The organism is Nisaea sp. (assembly GCF_965216895.1).
Lineage (GTDB): Bacteria > Pseudomonadota > Alphaproteobacteria > Thalassobaculales > Thalassobaculaceae > Nisaea.
Genome location: NZ_OZ244205.1, coordinates 4023497 through 4043548, shown reverse-complemented (window position 1 = coordinate 4043548; position 20052 = coordinate 4023497). Strand labels below are relative to the sequence as shown.

The window sequence follows — 20052 nt, the reverse complement described above, 5'->3', positions numbered from 1 at the left end:
TCACGATATGGGCCGGCGAGAGACGGAAGCAAGATTCGACAGGCCTATCCCGCCAGTTCGCGCGACCGGTCGGCGGCGGCCTTGAGGGCACGCTCGAAGACCGGACCGATACCATCCTCGGCCATGAGGACCTTGAGCGCCTCGGCCGTCGTACCGCCGGGACTGGTCACATTCTGGCGGAGCTGCGCCGCCGGCTCGTCGGAGAGCCGAGCCAGTTCGCCGGCACCGGAGACCGTCGCCGAGGCGAGACGCATCGCGAGGTCGGCCGGAAGTCCGAGTTTCTCACCCGCCGCCGCCATCACCTCGATCAGCAGAAAAACATACGCGGGGCCGCTGCCGGAAACCGCGGTCACCGCATCGATCAGGTCCTCGCTCGGCACCTCCAGCGCCTCGCCGACGGAGGAGAGCAGGTCACCCGCGAGGTCCATCTGCGCCTGGCTCGCCGCCGCGTTGCCGACATAGGCGGTGATCCCGCGCCCGACGGCCGCCGGCGTATTCGGCATGGAGCGGATAATCGCCGCATCCGCCCCGATCAACTTCTCAAAATAGGAAATGGTCTTCCCTGCGGCGATCGAGAGAAACGCGGTTTCGGGGCCGACATACCGCGCAAGTGGCGCGGCCTCGTCCATCACCTGCGGTTTCAACGCCAGGATGACCATGCCCGGATGGAATCCGGCCGGGATCTGGTCCTGATCGCGCACGATCGTCACGCCGTCGATTTTCTCGAATTTTTCGGTCGCGGCTTCCGCGCGCTCGACCACACAGACTCCGTGGGCGGCGTAGCCTTTTTCAAGCCAGCCTTGGAGAAGGGCGCCACCCATTTTGCCGCATCCAAGCAGCAGAAGTGATTTGTTCATTGGGAGCTCAAGCTTCTCCGACAACATCCAGCAGGGAGGCCTGCATGGCCTCTTCCGCCGATTTACCGCCCCAGATGACGAATTGGAACGCGGGGAAGAAGCGTTCGCATTCTGTCAGGGCCACATCCACCAGATCCTCGAGCTGCTCGACGCTCGCGGAGTGAGCTCCGCGCAGCAGGCTGGTCTGGCGGAACATCGGCGTCCCGTCCTCGGTCGAGAGATCGAAATGACCGAGCCAGAGCTTCTCGTTGATCATCGCCAGGAGGGAATGCACCTCGCGCCGCTTCTCGACCGGGACCCGGCTCTCGAAGATGCACGAAAAATGCAGCGCTCCCATATCCTCCTGCCAGAGGAAAAAGAGCCGGTAGTCCGCCCAGCGGCCTTGAATTTCGACTGCAAGTTCGTCGCTGCTTGCGCGCTCGTGAGCCCAGTCGTTGGCTCCGACAATTTCCTCCATCAGGTCTAACGGATTACGGGGAACTTCAACCGTTTCGACGTAAGTCAGAGACATACTATCTAACCCCCTCTGAGAGGCGCGCTGTCCGGCGCTCCGGGACGATCGTAGACAGGAAGGCTGATCACGCGGACCGCCGAACACAGCCCGACTAGATCTAGCGTGGTGCCAATCGCCAAGCACCACGACAAGTAGACTCTCAAATGAGAGTCACGCGATCAACCTATATTTCGTGGGTCGCGAATGAAAACCGGGTATATTTAGTTTTCATTACAAAACAGTAGCTTATTTGTCTTTTGTCGCATTCTGGGTTGCCGCCTTTGTGGAAGCCGCTGTTTTGGCCTGCTTCGGCGCCCGGCGGGTGGTCTTGGGCTTGCTTTCCTTCAGAACGGCGATTTCCTTTTCCAGCGCGGAAATCCGCTTGGCGAGGGCTTCCTGCTCGGTCCGCGCGGCGGCCGCCTGGTCGCGCACCGCAGCAAACTCCTCGTAGGTGACGAGATCGTGCTCGCCGAGGAATCGCTCGAACTGCTGACGAATCATCTGTTCGAACTCTTCGCGGACTCCCGCAGCCGCCGACATTGCCCCATTCGCCATCTTGGCGAGGTCGTCGAAAAACCTGTTGCTCGTTTGCATCGGCGGCTCCTTCCGTCCGGCTTCAGCACCGTTCCGGCACAGACCTACTACTTTCAGGCTTGCGAAAGCAATCGGCGTCGGGTCAGAACAGCCATATGGTGTCATGTGCCACGGCGGAAAAGGCAGAGGGCCGATTGCCGCGGCCGGGAAGGAAGCGCTCATGATTGTTGTCACCGGCGGCGCCGGCTTCATCGGATCAAATCTGGTCGCGGCGCTGAGCGAGCGCGAGGACACCGCCCGCGACCTCGTTGTCTGCGACACGCTGGGCAGCGGCGAGAAATGGCGCAACATCGCCAAACGCGAACTCGCCGACCTGATCCAGCCGGAAGACCTCCTCGGTTTCCTCGACGCGCACAAGGACATGGTCGAAACCGTGTTCCATCTCGGCGCCAGTTCCTCAACCACCGAACGGGACGCCGATTTCATCGTCAAACAGAATTTCCGCACCTCGATCGACCTCTGGAAATGGTGCGCGGAGAACGACGCCCGACTGATCTACGCCTCTTCGGCCGCGACCTACGGCGACGGGACCGAGGGTTTCGACGACGATGCCAGCCTCGACGGACTCGCGCGCCTGCAGCCGCTGAATCCCTACGGCTGGAGCAAGCATCTGTTCGACCGCCGCATCGCGCGTCTGGTCGCCGAGGGGCGGAAGACCCCGAAACAATGGGCCGGCCTGAAATTTTTCAACGTTTACGGCCCAAACGAAGAACACAAGGGTGGACAGAAGAGCGTCGTCGCGCAGATCTATCCGCGCGCCGCCGCGAACCTTCCGGCAACCCTTTTCCGCTCGCACCACCCCGACTACGAGGACGGCGGCCAGCTCCGCGACTTCGTCTGGGTCGGCGACTGTGTCGACGTGATGCTCTGGCTGTACGACACGTCAGGAGTTTCCGGCCTGTTCAATCTCGGCACCGGTCAGGCGCGCTCCTTCGCCGATCTCGCCCGTGCGGTCTATGTCGCGCTCGGCAAGGATCCGCGGATCGATTTCGTCGACACCCCGGTGGAGATCCGCGACCGCTACCAGTATTTCACCCAGGCCAACATGGACAAGCTGCGCGGCGCCGGGTATCCGGGCCAATTCACCTCGCTCGAGGAAGGCGTCCGGCGCTACGTTCAGGATTTCCTGGATGCGGACGATCCCTATCGCTGACCGCGGGAGCGCGACGTCATGGAGCAGGCCGTCCTGCAGTTCCCGAACATCGACCCGGTGATCTTCTCCATCGGACCCTTCGCGGTCCGCTGGTACGCCCTCGCCTATATCGCCGGACTGATTCTCGGTTGGCGCTACTGCGTTCATCTCTGCCGGCAGGCCCCCCGTTTCATGGACCCGGAGGCGCTCGACGATCTGCTGGTCTATGCCACGCTCGGCGTCGTGCTTGGCGGGCGGATCGGCTACGTGCTGTTCTACAACCCCGCCTACTACTTCGAGAATCCGGCGCATATCCTCCAGGTCTGGCAGGGCGGCATGGCGTTCCACGGCGGCATGCTCGGGACCATCCTCGGGCTGGTGGTCTTCGCTCTCCGCCGAGGCATCAATCCCCTCGCCGTCGGCGATATGGTCGCGGCGGCGGCCCCGATCGGCCTCTTCTTCGGGCGCATCGCCAACTTCATCAACGGAGAGCTGTTCGGCCGCCCGGGGGATGTCCCCTGGGCCATGGTGTTTCCGAACGGCGGGCCGGAGGCGCGGCATCCGAGCCAGCTCTACGAAGCCGTGCTCGAAGGCGCCCTGCTCTTCAGTCTGCTTGCCTGGCTGATCTGGCGCACGGACATCCGGCGCTACCCGGGCGCGGTCGGCGGCCTGTTTCTTGCCGGCTACGGGATTGCGCGCTTCACCGTCGAATTCTTCCGCGAGCCGGATGCGCAGCTCGGCTACGTCTTTGCCGGCGCGACCATGGGCCAGCTTCTCTCGCTGCCGATGATCCTCGCCGGGATCGCCATCGTCCTTTGGGCCCGCCGCCGGCCGCGCATGACCGAAGACGCATGACCCCCGCTCCGCTGTCGCAATACCTGAGAGACCTGATCGCCGCCGAAGGACCGCTGAGCGTCGCGCGCTACATGCAGGAAGCCCTGCTTCATCCGGCGCATGGCTACTACACCCGCCGTGAGCCTTTCGGCACGGACGGCGACTTCATCACCGCGCCGGAAATCTGCCAGGTCTTCGGAGAGCTGATCGGGCTCTGGAGCGCCGCCGTCTGGCAACAGATGGGATCTCCGTCGCGCATCGCCCTCGTCGAGTTCGGGCCCGGACGCGGCACCCTGATGGCGGATGCCTTGAGAGCGGTCCGGATCGTCCCCGGGTTCACAGACGCGGCCGAGCTGCATCTGGTCGAGGCCAGCCCCCGGCTGCGCGAGGTCCAGCGTGCGGCCCTTCCGGACATCGACGTGACCTGGCACGACTCGCCCGCCTCCCTTCCCCCCTGTCCCGCGCTCATGATCGGCAACGAGTTTTTCGACGCCCTGCCCATACACCAGCTCGTCTTTCTTTCCGGCACCTGGAGGGAGCGCAGCATCGGTTGGGACCGATCCGAGGACCGATTGGCGTGGACTCAAAAACGGGCCGGCCCGGAGCTCGTCGAACTTGTCCCGGAGACCGCCGGACCGCCGGAGGAAGGCGACATATTCGAGATCTCCACCGTCGCCCGCACGAGCATGGCAGAGATCGCGCGGCATATTCGCCGGCATGGCGGCGCAGGACTCTTCATCGATTACGGACATGGCCGGAGCGCATTCGGCGACACCTTCCAGGCCGTGCAATGCCACAAGCCGGCAGACCCGCTCGCCGCGCCGGGCAGCGCGGACCTGACGGCCCATGTCGATTTTGACGCCCTGCTCTCCGGCATCGGTGCCGAAGGCTGCAACGCATTTGGAACCGTTACCCAAGGCGCCTTCCTGTCAGCGCTCGGGATAGAGCACAGAGTCGAACAGCTCCAGCGGAATGCCACGGCGACACAAGCCGCGTCTCTCCGCAGCGGCGCACGCCGCTTGATCGAACCCGCCGAAATGGGCACGCTGTTCAAGGTCATAGCGGTAGCCGCCCCGGGAATCCCCGAATTGCCCGGATTCGGCCCGCCGAGAGACCGGGCAAGGGCCTGAGGGAGCCGCGAGCGCGTGATCCAGCTTGACGAGTTGAACACGGACAAGATCCGCCACGCCTTCTATACCCGGCGGGGCGGCGTCAGCCAGGGAATATACCGCTCGCTCAATTGCGGGTTCGGGTCGGGCGACCAGCGCAAGTCGGTTGCCGCCAACCGTGCCAGGACCATGGCCGCCCTCGATTGTGAGCCGGAAATCCTCTTCACCTGCAACCAGATCCATTCCAGCATCGTTCACGTCATCGACAGCGACGAGCGCCCCGACGAGCCGCCACGCGCGGACGGCATGGTGACAACGCTCAGGAATGTCGCGCTGGGAGTCTTGACCGCCGACTGCGCACCGGTGCTGTTCTCCGATCCCGGAGACATGATCATCGGCGCCTGTCACGCAGGCTGGCGCGGCGCGCTGAACGGCGTCATCGAGGCAACGGTCGAGGCGATGATCGAACTGGGCGCCCGCGCGGACAACATCCAGGCCGCCGTCGGTCCCTGCATCGGCAGGGCCTCCTACGAGGTCGGGCCCGAGTTCCCGCAGCCTTTCCTTGAGCAGGACCGCGCCAACGCCGAGTTCTTCTCACCCGGCAACCGCGAGGAACATTTCCAGTTCGACCTTTCGAACTACTGCGCCTCGCGTCTTTCGAGGCTCGGGCTCGGCGAGATATATCGTCTCGACTGCGACACCTGCCGCGACGAGCCGAACTTCTTCAGCTATCGGCGCTCCCGTCTGCGCGAGGAGCCCGACTACGGGCGTCAGCTGTCGACCATTGTTATAGCGGAGTAGCATCTTGCTGCACTTCACCGAAGAAGAACTCGCGGAGCGCCGCGCGCGCGCCATCGCCCTGATGGAGGAGCGACGGCTCGACGGCCTGCTGATGTTCCGCCAGGAGAGCATGTTCTACCTGACCGGCTACGACACTTTCGGGTTCTGCTTCTTCCAGTGCCTCTATCTCGGCGCCGACGGGCGGCTCGCCCTGATCACCCGTGCGCCGGACCTGCGGCAGGCGCAGAATACCAGCATGATCGGCGACATCAGGATCTGGGTAGACCGCGCGGGCGCAACGCCGGCGGGCGAACTCAAGGCAATGCTGAGCGATTTCGGCTGCGCCGGCAGGACTCTCGGGATCGAGTACGAGGCCTACGGTCTCACTGCCCGCAACGGCATGGCGGTGAATGCGGAGCTGGACGGATTCTGCGATCTCGAAGACGCGTCGGAACTGGTCTCGGGCCTTCGCGTGGTGAAGTCGCCGGCGGAACTCGCCTATGTGCGCCGCGCCGCGGAGCTGGCAGACGACGCCTTGCTGGCCGCGCACGAGCTGACCGGCCCCGGCGTCTTCGAAGGAGACATCCTCGCCGCGATGCAGGGCGCCGTCTTCAAGGGCGGAGGCGATTATCCCGGGAACGAATTCATCATCGGGTCCGGCTCCGACGCTCTGCTCTGCCGCTACTTTACCGGACGGCGGACGCTGGCCGCGCAGGACCAACTCACGCTGGAGTTCGCCGGGGCCTACCGGCACTACCATGCCTGCATGATGCGCACGATTCCGGTCGGGCCGGTCCGGGACGCGCATGTCGACATGCACAGCGCCTGCACCGAGGCGCTCCAAGCCTGCCGCGATGCGCTCCGTCCCGGAGAAGCTGTCGGCGCGGTGTTCGATGCCCATGCGGCGGTCATGGACCGGCGGGGCTACGAACATGCCCGCATGAATGCCTGCGGCTATTCGCTCGGCGCCGTCTTCGCGCCGATCTGGATGGACTACCCGATGTTCTATCACGGCAATCCTGTGGAGATCAGGCCCGGCATGGTGTTCTTCGCGCATATGATCCTGATGGACAGCCAGAAGGACCTCGCAATGAATCTCGGCGAGACCTTCATTGTCACCGAAGACGGCAACGAGCGGCTCTCGAGACTCCCGCTCGATCTGGTCTGCCGGTAAGCGGAGACGCGGAGCGCCGCCGAGATGCCTCACCTTCATATCCTGTTCGCGGCCACCCTTGTCGGGTTGCTTGTCAGCTGCATCCTCGTCGTTTAGAGCCGCGCCCATGAGAAACACTGTCCGGTCCAGTTTCGGCCGCGCCGTCCCGGGCGCGATGCTCGCCGTCCTGATGGCACTCGCACTCGCGGCCTGTGGCGAAATCCCCCGCCCCTTCGCCCGCGATACCTACCAGAAATCCCACAACCCGTTCCTGTTCGTGCCGGAGACGGCCGGCATCCATGTCGAGCCTGTGGAAGGCCCGGTACCTTGGGTCGGCCAGGCGATGGCCGAGGCCATGGCCGGAGCGCTCGTCAAACACAATGTCGTCGCCAGCGACAAGACCCGCAACCGCCGCAGCTTCTTGTTGAAGAGCCGGGGATACCAGCAGCTGCGCAACGACGAGCCGGCGGAACTGGTGATGGACTGGGCGCTAATCTCCCCGGAGGGGGAAACCGTTGGCGAGAGGACCGTGATATACGTCCCGCCGCCGGCATTCTGGGAAGAGCCGGAAGCCGGGCATTTTTCGGAGATCGCGGAAGCCACGGCTCCGGAGGTCGCCACCTGGCTGGTCCCGGAACTCGGCACCCGGTTGGCCTCCGGCCTGCCGCCCGTTCAGCTCGACCTCATCGAAGGCCCCGACGATGACGGCAACGCAATACTGCGCCAGACCATGCTCCTCAGGTTGCAGTCGCGCGGCATAGAGGTCGTTGACAGCAGCGCGATACCGGACGGTGCGTTGTCCCTGAAAGGCAGAATCGACATCCGGCCGCTCGATGTCAAAACCGACATCGTCGCGATTTCCTGGCGGCTTGCCGATCGCAGCCAACGCGAAATCGGCGTGATCGATCAGAACAATACCGTTCCTTCCGGAAGCATGGAGCAGAGCTGGCTCAGTGCCGCTCCCCTGATCGCCGACGGGGCGCTCGAAGGGCTGCTGCCTTTGCTGGAAGCCTACGAGCGCCAAAGAATAGGCGCCAATGCTGTCACAAAGCGGCAATAACCCTTGCACCTTTTCAACCCGCGCTGATATGGTCCGCGCGCTTTCAGAGACGCCGCGCTACTGGGCATCCGGCTCAGCTTGATAGGGACTTCGCCGCCTCCTTTCCCAACTTGCGACCACAGGGCACGAATGTCAGACGTTCGTATGAAGATCTTGGCCTGCAACAGCAACAGGCCGCTGGCGGAAACGATCGCCGCCTACCTGAACATGCCGTTGACGAAAGCCGATGTCCGGCGCTTCTCCGACATGGAAGTGTTCGTCGAGATCCAGGAAAACGTGCGCGGCGAGGATGTCTTCGTCATTCAGCCGACCTCCTATCCGGCAAACGACAACCTGATGGAACTCCTGGTTACGCTCGACGCGCTGAAACGCGCTTCGGCCCGGCGAATCACGGCCGTCATTCCTTACTACGGCTACGCCCGCCAGGACCGGAAGTCAGGCTCCCGCACACCGATTTCCGCCAAACTGGTCGCGAACCTGATCACCACGGCGGGCGCGGACCGGGTGCTGACCATCGATCTCCATGCCGGTCAGATCCAGGGCTTCTTCGATATCCCGACCGACAACCTCTTTGCCGCTCCGGTCTTCCACAAGGACATCACCGACCGCTACGGCGACGAGCATATCACCATCGTCTCGCCGGACGTCGGCGGCGTTGTGCGGGCCCGGGCGCTTGCGAAGCCGCTCAATGCCGATCTCGCCATCATCGACAAGCGGCGCGAGCGCGCCGGCGTGTCCGAGGTGATGAACATCATCGGCGACGTGAAGAAAAAGCGCTGCATCCTGGTCGACGACATCGTCGACAGCGGCGGCACGCTCTGCAACGCGGCCGAGGCCCTGATAGAGGCCGGCGCGGTCTCCGTCGACGCCTACATCACCCACGGCGTGCTTTCCGGGGGCGCGGTCGCGCGCGTTACGTCCTCGCCGCTGCAGTCGCTGGTCACAACCGACAGCATCGCAACGACGGAAGCCGTCCGGGTCGCCCGGAACATCCGGCAGATTTCCGTCGCCCCGCTGCTCGGAGAGTCGATCCGGCGCATCGCCGAAGAACGCTCGGTTTCAAGCCTCTTCAATTTCTGATCGGACCTGCGATCCGCGCAGAATCCGTCATGGCGCAAAAGGCTGGCTTTTTCCCGCGAAAGCCACTAAAACGCCCCGCTCATCCGTTCCGCTTGACGGGTCGGCACCCCTGGAGGTCGGCCGTGGGTGGAACTTTTCTATTGGAGATACACAATGTCTGACGTGATCGAACTGAGCGCCCAGACGCGTGACCGGGTCGGTAAGGGGTCCGCCCGTGCCGCCCGTCGCGCGGGGCTCGTCCCGGCCGTAGTCTACGGCGACAAGAAAGACCCGGTTTCCGTGACCCTGGAAGAACGGGCGCTGGTGAAGCAGCTGCACCAGGCCGGTTTCTTCTCGACCCTGATCGACCTCGATGTCGACGGCAAGAAGCACCGCGTGCTCGCACGTGACGTGCAGCTTCATCCGGTGACCGACCGTCCGGAACATGTCGATTTCCTTCGGGTCAGCGCGAGCTCCACGATCACCGTCGCCGTGCCGGTCGAGTTCATCAACGAAGACAAGTGCCCGGGCCTGCGCGCCGGCGGCGTGCTGAACGTCGTGCGCCACGAAGTCGAGGTGAGCTGCCGTCCGGACCAGATGCCGTCGGCACTGACTCTCAACCTCGAAGGTTGGAACGTCGGCGACAGCATCCACATCAGCGCCTTCGACCTGCCTGAAGGCGTGACGCCGACCATCACCGATCGCGACTTCACCGTCGTCACCATTGCCGCGCCGTCGGCCATGAAGGGCGCCTCCGAAGCGGAGGAAGGTGAAGAGGGCGCCGAGGAAGAGGCGACCGAGACCGAAGAGTCCGAAGAGAACGAGGACTGATCGTCCTCATGACGCCGCGCTGATCCCGGCGCGGCGTTTCGGAAAGGGACCGCGCGATGTTTTTGTTCGTTGGCCTTGGCAACCCGGGGCCGAAATACGAGCTGACGCGCCACAACATCGGCTTTCTCGTCGCCGACGAGATCGCCTCGAGCTACGGCTTCGGCCCTTTCCGGTCGCGTTTCCAGGCCCTCACCGCCGACGGCAGCGTCGGCGGTGAGAAGGTCCTTCTGATGAAACCGACCACCTTCATGAACGAGTCCGGCCGTGCGGTCGGCGAGGCGGTCCGGTTCTTCAAGATCCCTCTCGAGAAGATTGTCGTTTTCTACGACGAGATCGACCTTGCGCCGGGCAAGTTGCGGGTGAAGCGTGGCGGAGGCGCCGGCGGCCACAACGGCATCCGCAGCATCGACGCGCATGTCGGCAAGGAATACTGGCGGGTGCGTCTCGGCGTCGGCCATCCGGGCGACAAGAACCGGGTGAAGGACTACGTGCTGCACGACTTCTCCAGGGCGGAGCGCGAAGGCTGGCTCTCCAAGCTCATTCCGGCTGTCGCCGACGAGGCGGACCTGCTGGTCCGCGGCGAGGAAAGCAGCTTCATGAGCCGGGTCAGCCAGACAGTCTTCCCGCAGCGCCCGAAACCGGCAAAACCGGATCAACCGAAAAACCCGCCGAAGGCCGAGATGGCCGGCGGCACCGAAGACAACAACCAGGATCGTTAGTCATGGGCTTCAAGTGCGGCATCGTCGGTCTGCCGAATGTCGGAAAATCCACCCTCTTCAACGCCCTGACGCAGACGGCGGCGGCCGAAGCGGCCAATTATCCCTTCTGCACCATCGAGCCCAATACCGGCCGCGTGGCGGTGCCCGATCCGCGTCTCGACAAGCTGGCAGCACTCGCCGGCTCGAAACAGATCCTGCCGACCCAGCTCGAATTCGTCGACATCGCCGGTCTGGTGCGCGGCGCCAGCAAGGGCGAGGGCCTCGGCAACCAGTTCCTCGCCAATATCCGCGAGGTCGATGCCATCGTGCATGTCCTGCGCTGCTTTGCGTCCGACGACATCACCCATGTCGAGGGCTCGGTCGATCCGTTGCGCGACGCCGAGACCATCGAGACCGAACTGATGCTCTCGGACCTCGACAGTCTTGAGCGCCGGGTCGCCCCGCTTGAGAAGAAAGCCAAGTCCGGCGACAAGGATGCGAAGGTCCAGGTCGCCATCATGTCCCGGATCCTCGACGCCCTGCGCGACGGCAAGCCCGGCCGCTCCATCAAGGACTGGAGCCCCGAGGAACAGAAGCTTGTCGACACGCTGCAGCTGCTGACCACCAAGCCGGTGCTCTATGTCTGCAACGTGGAGGAAGAGAACTCCGCAGAGGGGAACGCGAGTTCCGCCGAGGTCTTCAGGATGGCCGAGAGTGAAGGCGCCGTTGCGGTCGTCATCTCCGCCGCCATCGAATCCGAGATCGCCCAGCTCGGCAGCGCCGAGGAGAAGCAGGAATTCCTGGAGACTCTCGGCCTCGAGGAAACGGGCCTCGCCCGCGTGATTCGCGCCGGCTACAGCCTGCTCGACCTGCTCACCTTCTTCACCGTTGGCCCGAAGGAAGCCCGCGCCTGGACCGTCGGACGCGGCGCCAAGGCCCCACAGGCGGCCGGCGTGATCCATACCGACTTTGAACGCGGCTTCATCCGCGCCGAGACCATTTCCTACGACGATTTTGTCGCCTGCGGCGGCGAGAACGGCGCCAAGGAAGCGGGCAAGATGCGGGTCGAGGGCTCGGAATATCTTGTGAAGGACGGCGACGTTTTCCACTTCCGCTTCAACGTCTGACCCCGCGCGGCGGGTCCGTCACGGTCCGCCATGCAATAGGATCGGCAAATCTTCCCTCGCCTCCGGCGCTTCAAAATACGCCGAGATCAGCTCGAATTGCGCTTCGTCCGGCGCGAAAGCGTGTTCGCCGGCAGCGTTGCGTGCGCGGAGCCGCACCTTGCAGGACTCATCCGGCAGGTCGAGATAATGCAGCAGCACGGAGACGCCCGCCTCGTCCGCAATATTCCTCATCCAGGTGCGCAGCTTCCGCGTGTTGGCGGGAAAGTCGAGCGCGACGGAATTGCCCGCCCGGAGCAGAGCCACCAGATACGGCGCGAGGGTCGCCCGCAGACGGGCGGAGTAGCGGATGTAATCGTCGAAACTCTTCATCTCGGGACCGAACAGTCCCTTCATCCAGTCGTCCTCCGAAATCAGGAGGGCACCCGATTGTTGAGCGAGACGCCTGGCGAGCGTGGATTTGCCGGCGGCGATCTTGCCGCAGAACAGATGCAGTGTGGTGGACATGGCGCTTTTCCGAGACCGGGCGGCACGGCCCGGATGCGGGTGTTCCCGCAGGGTTGAAACAGGACTGCTGACGACCCGGCCTGAACCTTCAGACCGGGCCGCTAATAACTCGGCGCGCCATCACGGCCGCCGCCCTGTTTACCAGCGCATGCATGCCTCATGATTACCCGGACAGGAGCGCTCCGTCACGCGGAATCCGGTTTGCGCCCTCCCCGATCGGACACTAGAGTTCGCGCCGAGCGATTCATCGAGGGAGGGATTGATGGGCGATTTCATTCAACTGACGGCGTCGGACGGTCACAAGTTCGATGCCTATCTGGCGCAGCCTAACGGCAAGGCGCGTGGCGGCGTCGTGGTCGTGCAGGAGATCTTCGGGATCAATGCACATATCCGCAGCGTCGCGGACGACTACGCCGCAGAGGGCTATCTCGCCGTCGCGCCGGCCCTCTTCGACCGGATAGAACCGAAGATCGAGCTTGGCTACGAGGCCGAGGACATCGAGAAGGGCCGGGACTACAAGGGCCGCTGTGCGGACGACGCCGCATTGCTGGATATCCAGGCCGCGCAGGAAACGGCCGCCGCCGCCGGCAAGGTCGGTGTGGTCGGTTATTGCTGGGGCGGATATCTCGCCTGGCTGGCGACGACACGGCTCGACGGTTTCGATGCCGGGGCGAGCTACTACGGCGGCGGAATCGGCTCGGTGGCGACGGAAAAGCCGAAATGTCCCGTGATCTTCCATTTCGGTGAGCAGGACCACGCGATCCCGATGGAGGACGTGGACACGGTCAAGGCCGCGCACCCGGAGCTGGCGGTCAATCTCTATCCGGCCGGTCACGGCTTCAACTGCGACCATCGTGGCAGCTACGATGCGACCAGCGCCAAGATCGCGCGGGAAAGGACGCTGGAGTTGTTTGCCGACAAGATCGGCTAGGCGTCAGACCGTCGGCAATTGGTAGTCACGGAACCGCTCTCGAAGCTCACGCTTCGAGAGCTTGCCGGTCGCGGTATGCGGCAGCTCGTCGACAAAGACGACATCGTCCGGCAGCCAGAGTTTCGCGACCTTGTCGGCAAGGAAGGTCTTCACCTCCTCCGCGGTCAGCCGGGCACCGTCCTCTAGCACGGCGACCAGCAGGGGCCGCTCCCCCCATTTCGGATGCGCGGCGGCGATCACTGCGCATTCTCTGACGTCAGGATGCGCAAGCGCCGCGCTTTCGAGATCGATCGAGCTGATCCATTCGCCGCCGGACTTGATCACGTCCTTGGTCCGGTCGACGAGGAAGAGGAAGCCTTCCGGATCGATCCGCGCCACGTCCCCGGTCTTCAGCCAGCCCTCCGCGTCGAAGGCACCGTCACTCGCCTCCTCGTCGTTGAAATAGGCGTTCATAATCGCGGCGCCGCGGACATGGAGTTCGCCGAAGGCGACGCCGTCATGGGGGAGGCGCTCTCCGGCGGCATCGACGATCTTGAACTCGACCCCGAACATGCGGCGGCCCTGAGCGGTCTTGAGATGCATCCGGTCGGCCTCGGGCAGCGCACGGTGCCGCGGTGTGAAGGCACCAACAGCACCGACGGGGCTCATCTCCGTCATGCCCCAGCCATGGACGACGTTGACGCCGAAATCGCGTTCGAACTCCTCGATCATCGGCTTCGGCGCGGCGGAACCGCCGATCAGCACGTTCTCGAAACCTTCCGGCTTGCGGCCCTGCCTGCGCATTTCCGTCAACAGGCCGAACCAGACCGTCGGCACGCCCCAGCTCGTATTGACCTTTTCCCCGTCCATGAGGGCGAAGAGGCCGGGTCCGTCCAGCCGCGGGCCAGGAAGGATGAAATCCGTTCCGACCAAAGGCGCGGCGAACGGCAGACCCCAGGCATTGACGTGAAAGAGCGGCACAACCGGCAAGAGGGAGCGCTCCGGCCGGAGCCCGATCTTCTCCGCCACCGCGAGCAGCCCCATGGTGTGGATAAGGGTGGAACGATGCGAATAGAGCACGCCCTTGGGGTTACCCGTGGTTCCGGAGGTGTAGCAGAGGCCGGAGGCCTGCCGCTCGTCCAGCTCCGGCCAGGTGATCGTGTCCGGCTGACCGCCCAGCAATTCCTCGTAGACGAGGACGTCGAGCCCGGTCTCCGGCAGATCCTCCCGGTCGCAGAGCACGACATAGAGAAGATCCTTCGGCAGCCTGTCGGCAAGCTTCTCGATCAGCGGCAGGAAACTCGTCTCGAGGAACAGGATCCGGTCCGCGGCGTGGCCGACGATGTAAAGGATCTGGTCCTCGAAGAGCCGCGGATTGATCGTGTGGCAGACCGCCCCGATTCCCGAGATCGCGTAATAGAGCTCGAAATGCCGGTAACCGTTCCAGGCCAGCGTCGCCACCCGGTCGCCGTCGCGGATCCCGAGTTCCTTCAGCGCGTGGGCAAGCCGGCTGACCCGGCGATGGGCCTCGGCATAGCTGTAGCGATGCACGTCCCCTTCCACCCGCGCCGAGACGACGGAGGCGTCGCCATGTATCTCGGCGGCAAAATCGAGGATGCTCGGAACCGTCAGCGGACGGTCCATCATGTTCCCTGGCAGCATTCATTTCCTCCGGCGCAGGCCGGGCTCTCCGGTCCGGTCCGATGCGTTTCGGCGCCGAGTCTAGCAAGCTCGGCGGAGACTTGAACAGGGTCCCGCATTGCCGCCCGGGGCGCGAGGCGCCATAGTTCCGTCAAACGGAGCCGGAAGGGAGGGGGCGCCATGGAACATGCATCGTGCGCAGCGGGAAACGTCGCGCTGGTCACGGGCGCCGCGCTCGGGATCGGCCGCGCCGCGGCACTGAAATTCGCTGAGATGGGTCTCCGGGTCTGCATGGTGGATCTGCCGTCGGAGGATCTGGACGCGAGCTTCGAAGCGGTCAGTTCGGCGGCATCGGACGAGGTCGCCGCGGTTCCGACCGATGTCTCGGATCTCTCGGCGATGGAGGTTCTGAGGGATTCGGTCAGGAGCCATTTCGGCGGCGTCGACATTCTGTTGAACAATGCCGCCTCGCGGGCCGGACGTGGATTTGACGCCGAGCTTTCCGACTGGCGCCGGCTGCTGGAGGTCAATCTCTGGGGGGTGATCCACGGCGTCAGATGCTTCCTGCCGGAGATGGGCACGGGCGGCAAGCCCGGGGTAATCGTCAATGTCGGCTCCAAACAGGGCATCACCAACCCGCCGGGCCATCCGGTCTACAATCTCAGCAAAGCGGCAGTGAAGTCCTACACGGAGAGTCTCGCCCACGAATTGCGGACGAACGGCCCGTCATCGGTGACGACGCATCTTCTGGTGCCAGGCTGGACCACCACAGGCAAGAACGATCACAGGCCCGGCGCCTGGCTGCCAGAGCAAGTGGTCGACTACATGCTGAAGGGGATCGATGCCGGGAGCTTCTACATCATCTGCCCGGACGACGAGACCTCGGAGGCCGAAGACAGGCGCCGTATTCTCTGGGGTGCGGGCGACATCACCGAAGACCGCCCCGCCCTCTCCCGCTGGCATCCGGACTGGAAGGCGGTCTTCGACAGGTTCGAGATCTAGCGCCCGCCGACCTCGATCACGGTGCGACCGCGCACACCGCCCTTGAGGATGCTCTTCGCGAGTTCCGGCAAGTCTTCGAGCGTGTGCCGCTCGATCATGTGATGCAGCTTCTGCATTGGCAGGTCCGAGGCGATCCGTTTCCAGATATCGAGTCGGCGCTCCTTCGGGCACATCACCGAGTCGATGCCGAGAATGCTGACGCCGCGGAGCAGGAAGGGCAGCACCGTGGTGTGCAGTTCGTTGCCTCCTGCCAGTCCGACGGCGGCGACCGCGCTGCCGTATTTCATCTGCGTCAATACGTTCGAAAGCGTCGCCCCTGCCACATTGTCGATGCATCCGGCGAAGCGTTCCCCTGCGAGCGGACGCGAGGGCGCCTGCGCCAGCTCGGCCCTGTCGATCACCAGTGCGGCGCCGAGGTCGGTCAGATAATCAGCCTGCTCGGGGCGCCCTGTGGAACCTGCGACGGAATAACCAAGATTGGCGAGGATCGCGGTCGCGACGCTGCCGACCCCGCCGGCGGCGCCGGTGACCAGCACGTCGCCCTGGTCCTTCTCGAGCCCGTGCCGCTCCAGCGTATCGACGGACAGCATGGCGGTGAATCCCGCTGTGCCGATCGCCATCGCGTCGTCGAGCCCGATCCCGTCCGGCAACTTCACCAGCCAGTCGCCGCGCACCCGCGCCAATTCGCCGTAGCCGCCCCAATGAACCTCGCCAACCCGCCAGCCGGTAAGAACGACCTTGTCACCCGTCTTGTAGTCGGGATGCTCGGAGTTCTCGACCGTGCCGGAGAAATCCACGCCCGGGATGTGCGGGTACTCGCGTACCAGCCGGCCGATGCCGTTCATCACCATGCCGTCCTTGTAGTTCAGCGTGGTATAGGCGACACGGACCGTGACATCGCCTTCCGGCAGGTCCCCGACCGGCACCTGCTCGATGGCGGCAGTCACCTTCCTGTCGGCTTCGCGCAACAGAACGGCTTTGAAAGTCTCGGTCATGATTGCCCCCCTCTTTTCAGCGGCCTAAGCATCGCCACGCGTTTCTCGAGCGGAAACCCGGAGGCCTCCGCAATCCATCTTTGCCTGAGCGCGGGCCCAAGCTCCGCTTCCGGCACGATGCCGAATCCGATGCGCTCATAATAGGGGGCATTCCAGGGAACATCGACCAAGGTCGTCAGACTGAGGGAAGAGATGCCCCGACCGGCGAAGAATCTTTCGATCGCATCTAGAATGGCGGCTCCGCGCCGGGCGCCCGCAAAGTCCGGATGCACGTCCAGCTCGCGGAGATGCAGGGCTTCCCCCAGCAGCATGAGATGGGCCGCGCCGACAGGCCGATCCCGATCATCGACGGACACCCAGAGATGCCACTTGTCCTGCGCCGCGGCGAGGTCGGCAGGATCGTCGGCACTGTCGCCCACAATGCCGGCATAGGGTGTCTCGACAAAACGGCGGCCCGCCGCCCGCTGGATCTCCCGGACGCGTTCGATTTCGTCCGGGCGCGCCAGCCGGCAGGGACCGCCTTGCAGCTCCGTCACGGTAGACGCCGCTTAGCGCAGCGGCTCGAGGATGGAGACGTAGTTCGCCACCGCGGCCCCGCCCATGTTGAAGATACCGCCGACCTTGGCACCCTTGACCTGCATGTCGCCTGCGTCGCCGCGCAGTTGCATCGAGGTCATGACATGCATGGAGACGCCGGTCGCGCCGATCGGGTGGCCCTTGGCCTTCAACCCGCCGGACGGGTTCACCGGCAGCTTGCCGTCCTTGTAGGTCCAGCCTTCCTTGACCGCCCGCGCGCCTTCGCCCGGCGCGGTCAGGCCCATGGCCTCGTATTCCAGCAGTTCGGCGATGGTGAAGCAGTCATGGGTCTCGACGAAGCTGAGATCGTCGAGCGAGAGGTTCGCCGCCCCGAGCGCCTGCTTCCAGGCCTGGCCGCAGCCCTCGAACTTGATGATGTCGCGTTTCGACATCGGCAGGAAGTCGTTGACCTGCGCCGCCGCGCGGAAGGCAATCGCCTTGTCGCGGCCGAGCGCCGTCTCGACGTCGGTCAGCACCAGCGCCGCCGCGCCGTCGGAGACAAGCGAGCAGTCGGTCCGCTTCAGCGGTCCTGCGACGAACGGGTTCTTTTCCGACTCGTTGCGGCAGAACTCGTAGCCGAGATCCTTGCGCATCTGGGCATAGGGATTGTGCACGCCGTTCGCATGGTTCTTGGAGGCGATCATCGCCAGAGCGTCGGACTGGTCGCCGTGGCGCTGATAGTAGGCCTGGGCGATCTGACCGAAGACGCCGGCGAAACCGCCTTCGATACCGGCCTCTTCCTTCAGATAGCTCGCCTTCAGCAGCGTCTCGCCGATCTGCTTGCCCGGCAGCCTGGTCATCTGCTCGACGCCGACGCAGAGCACGACGCGCGCCTTCCTCGCGGCGATCAGGTTCAGCCCCTGATGCACCGCGGCGCTACCTGTGGCACAGGCATTCTCGACCCGGGTCGCCGGCTTGAAGCGGAAATCGTCGGAGCTCTGGAAGACGAGACTCGCGGTGAAGTCTTGCGGTGAGAAACCGCCGTTGAAATGGCCGAGATAGACCGCATCGACGTCCTTCGGCTCGAAGCCGGCATCGGCGACGGCCTCGGCCGCGACCTTGACGATCATGCTCTCGACATCTTCGTCCTCATGCTTGCCGAACGGCAGATGGGACCAGCCGACGATACATCCGGTCATGAGACTTTCTCCCTGAGTTTCTGCGTCGCGCAAGACGCGGATTTCGATCTCCCTAGCAGAAATCGTCAGACGAGTCCCAGACTACAATGCTGCAGTGCAGGATGGGAGCGGTGACATTCCGGAACTGGCGGCGGTCACTGCGTTTCGACGAAGCGGACGGGCTTGCCGGACGGATCACCGACCAGTTCATCCTCGCGCATCACGAACCGGCCGCGCACCAGCGTGGCCATCACCCAGCCGGTGACTTGCTTGCCGTCGAACGGGGTCCAGCCGCATTTGCTGGCGATCCAGTCGTTGGTAATGGTGCGCTTCGCCTTCAGATCGACAATCGCGAAATCGGCGTCATAGCCGCGCGCGATGCGCCCTTTGCAGGCGATGTTGTAGACCCGCTGCGGGCCGGCGGAGGTGAGTTCGACGAGGCGGCGGAGCGAGAGCCGGCCCTCGTGCACATGATTCAGCATGTTGACCAGCAGTGTCTGCACCCCGGTCATGCCGCTCGGCGTCTGCGGATAGGGCTTCGCCTTCTCCTCCAGGGTGTGCGGCGCATGATCGGAGCCGATGACGTCAACCACGCCTTCCTCGATCGCGCGCCAGAGCGCGGCGCGGTGCCGCTCCTCGCGGACCGGCGGGTTCATCTGCGCGCGGCTGCCGAGTTCCTCGTAGCAGTCCGGTGCAACCAGCGTCAGGTGGTTCGGCGTCACCTCGACCGTGGCCACGTCCTTGTTGGCGGCGAGGATGTCCATCTCCTCCGCCGTCGTCACATGAAGGATATGCACGGGACGGCCTGCGTCTCGGGAAAGCTTCAGGATCCGGTTGGTCGCGCGGACCGCGGTCTCCTCGTCGCGCCAGATATTGTGCACGCGGGGATGGCCTTCCTTCTCGGCAATATGCTTGCGCTCCTCCAGCCGGTACTCGTCCTCGGCATGGACCGCAAAGCGGCGGCGACCGTCGGCGAGAATCTTCGCCAGCGTCTCGTCGTCCTTCGCCAAGAGGTTACCGGTCGAGGAGCCCATGAAGACCTTGATGCCCGGGCAACCCGGCAGGTTTTCGTATTCGTGAAGCTTGCCGACATTCTCCGCCGAGCCGCCGACGAAGAAGGCGAAATCGACCCAGCCGCCCCGCTCGCCCCGCGCGATCTTGTCCGCATGGGTCTCCGGCGTCAGTGTCAGCGGATTGGTGTTCGGCATCTCGAAAATCGCCGTCACCCCGCCTTTCGCCGCCGCCATGGTGCCGTGGGCGATGTCTTCCTTGTGCTCGGCGCCGGGCTCGCGGAAATGCACCTGGGTGTCGATCACACCGGGCAGGATGTGCAGGCCGGTGGCGTCGAACACCTCAGGCGCCAGGTCCGGATCGAAGCTGCCGAGTCCCGCGATCTTGCCATCCTTCACCGCGACATCCATCACCTCGATCGCCCCGGGCGTGGCGACGGTGCCGTTCTTCAGGATCAGATCGTAGTGGGACATGAGGCGGGCCTTTCGGACGGTTCGCGCGCGGAAGTGCTAGCGATACCCTCCAAGGTGCCATGAACACAAGCGCGGGGCGACGCGAACAAGACAAG

The 20052-nt window shown here is 64.4% G+C and carries 21 protein-coding genes; 12 read left to right on the top strand and 9 right to left on the bottom strand.

The window, feature by feature from the left end; translation table 11 throughout:
- Window positions 1–44 precede the first annotated feature (44 nt).
- From proC to ACOOE1_RS19170, 3 genes are all read right to left on the bottom strand, one after another.
- Entirely contained in the window at window positions 45–857 is an 813-nt protein-coding gene (gene proC, locus ACOOE1_RS19180; RefSeq protein ID WP_420403808.1) for a pyrroline-5-carboxylate reductase, read from the bottom strand.
- A 7-nt stretch (window positions 858–864) separates the two neighbouring features.
- The gene (locus ACOOE1_RS19175) at window positions 865–1368 is read right to left on the bottom strand and encodes a YbjN domain-containing protein (protein ID WP_193186720.1); all 504 of its coding nucleotides are present in this window, start codon (window positions 1366–1368) and stop codon (window positions 865–867) included.
- A 228-nt stretch (window positions 1369–1596) separates the two neighbouring features.
- Complete coding sequence (locus tag ACOOE1_RS19170) at window positions 1597–2106, bottom strand: accessory factor UbiK family protein (protein WP_420403807.1); 510 nt, start codon at window positions 2104–2106, stop codon at window positions 1597–1599.
- Here ACOOE1_RS19170 and rfaD point away from each other — a divergent pair.
- The 10 genes from rfaD (at window position 2105) to ychF (ending at window position 11727) form a co-directional block, all read left to right on the top strand.
- A complete protein-coding gene (gene rfaD, locus ACOOE1_RS19165; RefSeq protein WP_420403806.1) occupies window positions 2105–3097 on the top strand; it encodes an ADP-glyceromanno-heptose 6-epimerase in 993 nt (330 codons plus the stop codon). The genes ACOOE1_RS19170 and rfaD overlap by 2 nt on opposite strands.
- 18 nt (window positions 3098–3115) lie before the next feature.
- On the top strand, window positions 3116–3931 hold the full coding sequence (lgt, locus tag ACOOE1_RS19160) for a prolipoprotein diacylglyceryl transferase (protein ID WP_420403805.1): 816 nt from the start codon (window positions 3116–3118) through the stop codon (window positions 3929–3931).
- Complete coding sequence (locus tag ACOOE1_RS19155) at window positions 3928–5040, top strand: class I SAM-dependent methyltransferase (RefSeq protein WP_420403804.1); 1113 nt, start codon at window positions 3928–3930, stop codon at window positions 5038–5040. The genes lgt and ACOOE1_RS19155 overlap by 4 nt, the downstream gene beginning before the upstream one ends.
- Window positions 5041–5055: 15 nt before the next feature.
- A complete protein-coding gene (gene pgeF / locus ACOOE1_RS19150; protein ID WP_420403803.1) occupies window positions 5056–5820 on the top strand; it encodes a peptidoglycan editing factor PgeF in 765 nt (254 codons plus the stop codon).
- A gap of 4 nt (window positions 5821–5824) precedes the next feature.
- Complete coding sequence (locus ACOOE1_RS19145; RefSeq protein ID WP_420403802.1) at window positions 5825–6973, top strand: M24 family metallopeptidase; 1149 nt, start codon at window positions 5825–5827, stop codon at window positions 6971–6973.
- 106 nt (window positions 6974–7079) lie between these two features.
- On the top strand, window positions 7080–8012 hold the full coding sequence (locus ACOOE1_RS19140; protein WP_420403801.1) for a hypothetical protein: 933 nt from the start codon (window positions 7080–7082) through the stop codon (window positions 8010–8012).
- A gap of 144 nt (window positions 8013–8156) precedes the next feature.
- A complete protein-coding gene (locus ACOOE1_RS19135; protein ID WP_420406452.1) occupies window positions 8157–9092 on the top strand; it encodes a ribose-phosphate pyrophosphokinase in 936 nt (311 codons plus the stop codon).
- Window positions 9093–9245: 153 nt separating this feature from the next.
- Window positions 9246–9902: a 50S ribosomal protein L25/general stress protein Ctc gene (locus ACOOE1_RS19130; protein ID WP_420403800.1), complete on the top strand. Its 657-nt coding sequence runs from the start codon at window positions 9246–9248 to the stop codon at window positions 9900–9902.
- A gap of 56 nt (window positions 9903–9958) precedes the next feature.
- Window positions 9959–10621 (top strand): aminoacyl-tRNA hydrolase, encoded by a 663-nt coding sequence (pth, locus tag ACOOE1_RS19125; RefSeq protein WP_420403799.1) that lies wholly within the window; start codon window positions 9959–9961, stop codon window positions 10619–10621.
- A 2-nt stretch (window positions 10622–10623) separates the two neighbouring features.
- The gene (ychF, locus tag ACOOE1_RS19120) at window positions 10624–11727 is read left to right on the top strand and encodes a redox-regulated ATPase YchF (RefSeq protein WP_420403798.1); all 1104 of its coding nucleotides are present in this window, start codon (window positions 10624–10626) and stop codon (window positions 11725–11727) included.
- Between the two features lie 18 nt (window positions 11728–11745).
- Here ychF and ACOOE1_RS19115 read toward each other — a convergent pair whose 3' ends face one another.
- Window positions 11746–12231 carry an AAA family ATPase gene (locus ACOOE1_RS19115; RefSeq protein WP_420403797.1) on the bottom strand — a complete coding sequence of 162 codons (486 nt, stop codon included), beginning with the start codon at window positions 12229–12231 and terminating at the stop codon, window positions 11746–11748.
- 262 nt (window positions 12232–12493) lie between these two features.
- Here ACOOE1_RS19115 and ACOOE1_RS19110 point away from each other — a divergent pair, with 262 nt between their 5' ends.
- Entirely contained in the window at window positions 12494–13162 is a 669-nt protein-coding gene (locus tag ACOOE1_RS19110) for a dienelactone hydrolase family protein (protein WP_420403796.1), read from the top strand.
- A 3-nt stretch (window positions 13163–13165) separates the two neighbouring features.
- Here ACOOE1_RS19110 and ACOOE1_RS19105 read toward each other — a convergent pair whose 3' ends face one another.
- Window positions 13166–14803, bottom strand: coding sequence for a long-chain-fatty-acid--CoA ligase (locus ACOOE1_RS19105; protein ID WP_420403795.1), 1638 nt, complete (start codon window positions 14801–14803; stop codon window positions 13166–13168).
- A gap of 159 nt (window positions 14804–14962) precedes the next feature.
- On the opposite strand from ACOOE1_RS19105, the gene ACOOE1_RS19100 reads away from it, so the two are divergent.
- A complete protein-coding gene (locus ACOOE1_RS19100) occupies window positions 14963–15784 on the top strand; it encodes an SDR family NAD(P)-dependent oxidoreductase (RefSeq protein WP_420403794.1) in 822 nt (273 codons plus the stop codon).
- On the opposite strand, the gene ACOOE1_RS19095 is transcribed toward ACOOE1_RS19100, so the two are convergent.
- From ACOOE1_RS19095 to ACOOE1_RS19080, 4 genes are all read right to left on the bottom strand, one after another.
- Complete coding sequence (locus ACOOE1_RS19095; protein ID WP_420403793.1) at window positions 15781–16779, bottom strand: MDR family oxidoreductase; 999 nt, start codon at window positions 16777–16779, stop codon at window positions 15781–15783. The genes ACOOE1_RS19100 and ACOOE1_RS19095 overlap by 4 nt on opposite strands.
- Window positions 16776–17315 (bottom strand): GNAT family N-acetyltransferase, encoded by a 540-nt coding sequence (locus ACOOE1_RS19090; RefSeq protein WP_420403792.1) that lies wholly within the window; start codon window positions 17313–17315, stop codon window positions 16776–16778. Before ACOOE1_RS19090 ends, ACOOE1_RS19095 begins: the two co-directional genes overlap by 4 nt.
- A 12-nt stretch (window positions 17316–17327) precedes the next feature.
- Window positions 17328–18494, bottom strand: coding sequence for an acetyl-CoA acetyltransferase (locus ACOOE1_RS19085; RefSeq protein WP_420403791.1), 1167 nt, complete (start codon window positions 18492–18494; stop codon window positions 17328–17330).
- Window positions 18495–18628: 134 nt separating this feature from the next.
- Window positions 18629–19957 (bottom strand): dihydroorotase, encoded by a 1329-nt coding sequence (locus ACOOE1_RS19080; protein ID WP_420403790.1) that lies wholly within the window; start codon window positions 19955–19957, stop codon window positions 18629–18631.
- Window positions 19958–20052: the final 95 nt, after the last annotated feature.

What these genes read in the sequence shown, in the direction of transcription:
- proC (WP_420403808.1), bottom strand. Translation starts at nt 857, where the DNA reads ATGAACAAATCACTTCTGCTGCTTGGATGCGGCAAAATGGGTGGCGCC.
- ACOOE1_RS19175 (WP_193186720.1), bottom strand. Translation starts at nt 1,368, where the DNA reads ATGTCTCTGACTTACGTCGAAACGGTTGAAGTTCCCCGTAATCCGTTA.
- rfaD (WP_420403806.1), top strand. Translation starts at nt 2,105, where the DNA reads ATGATTGTTGTCACCGGCGGCGCCGGCTTCATCGGATCAAATCTGGTC.
- ACOOE1_RS19170 (WP_420403807.1), bottom strand. Translation starts at nt 2,106, where the DNA reads ATGAGCGCTTCCTTCCCGGCCGCGGCAATCGGCCCTCTGCCTTTTCCG.
- lgt (WP_420403805.1), top strand. Translation starts at nt 3,116, where the DNA reads ATGGAGCAGGCCGTCCTGCAGTTCCCGAACATCGACCCGGTGATCTTC.
- ACOOE1_RS19155 (WP_420403804.1), top strand. Translation starts at nt 3,928, where the DNA reads ATGACCCCCGCTCCGCTGTCGCAATACCTGAGAGACCTGATCGCCGCC.
- ACOOE1_RS19140 (WP_420403801.1), top strand. Translation starts at nt 7,080, where the DNA reads ATGAGAAACACTGTCCGGTCCAGTTTCGGCCGCGCCGTCCCGGGCGCG.
- ACOOE1_RS19135 (WP_420406452.1), top strand. Translation starts at nt 8,157, where the DNA reads ATGAAGATCTTGGCCTGCAACAGCAACAGGCCGCTGGCGGAAACGATC.
- ACOOE1_RS19130 (WP_420403800.1), top strand. Translation starts at nt 9,246, where the DNA reads ATGTCTGACGTGATCGAACTGAGCGCCCAGACGCGTGACCGGGTCGGT.
- pth (WP_420403799.1), top strand. Translation starts at nt 9,959, where the DNA reads ATGTTTTTGTTCGTTGGCCTTGGCAACCCGGGGCCGAAATACGAGCTG.
- ychF (WP_420403798.1), top strand. Translation starts at nt 10,624, where the DNA reads ATGGGCTTCAAGTGCGGCATCGTCGGTCTGCCGAATGTCGGAAAATCC.
- ACOOE1_RS19115 (WP_420403797.1), bottom strand. Translation starts at nt 12,231, where the DNA reads ATGTCCACCACACTGCATCTGTTCTGCGGCAAGATCGCCGCCGGCAAA.
- ACOOE1_RS19110 (WP_420403796.1), top strand. Translation starts at nt 12,494, where the DNA reads ATGGGCGATTTCATTCAACTGACGGCGTCGGACGGTCACAAGTTCGAT.
- ACOOE1_RS19105 (WP_420403795.1), bottom strand. Translation starts at nt 14,803, where the DNA reads ATGCTGCCAGGGAACATGATGGACCGTCCGCTGACGGTTCCGAGCATC.
- ACOOE1_RS19100 (WP_420403794.1), top strand. Translation starts at nt 14,963, where the DNA reads ATGGAACATGCATCGTGCGCAGCGGGAAACGTCGCGCTGGTCACGGGC.
- ACOOE1_RS19095 (WP_420403793.1), bottom strand. Translation starts at nt 16,779, where the DNA reads ATGACCGAGACTTTCAAAGCCGTTCTGTTGCGCGAAGCCGACAGGAAG.
- ACOOE1_RS19085 (WP_420403791.1), bottom strand. Translation starts at nt 18,494, where the DNA reads ATGACCGGATGTATCGTCGGCTGGTCCCATCTGCCGTTCGGCAAGCAT.
- ACOOE1_RS19080 (WP_420403790.1), bottom strand. Translation starts at nt 19,957, where the DNA reads ATGTCCCACTACGATCTGATCCTGAAGAACGGCACCGTCGCCACGCCC.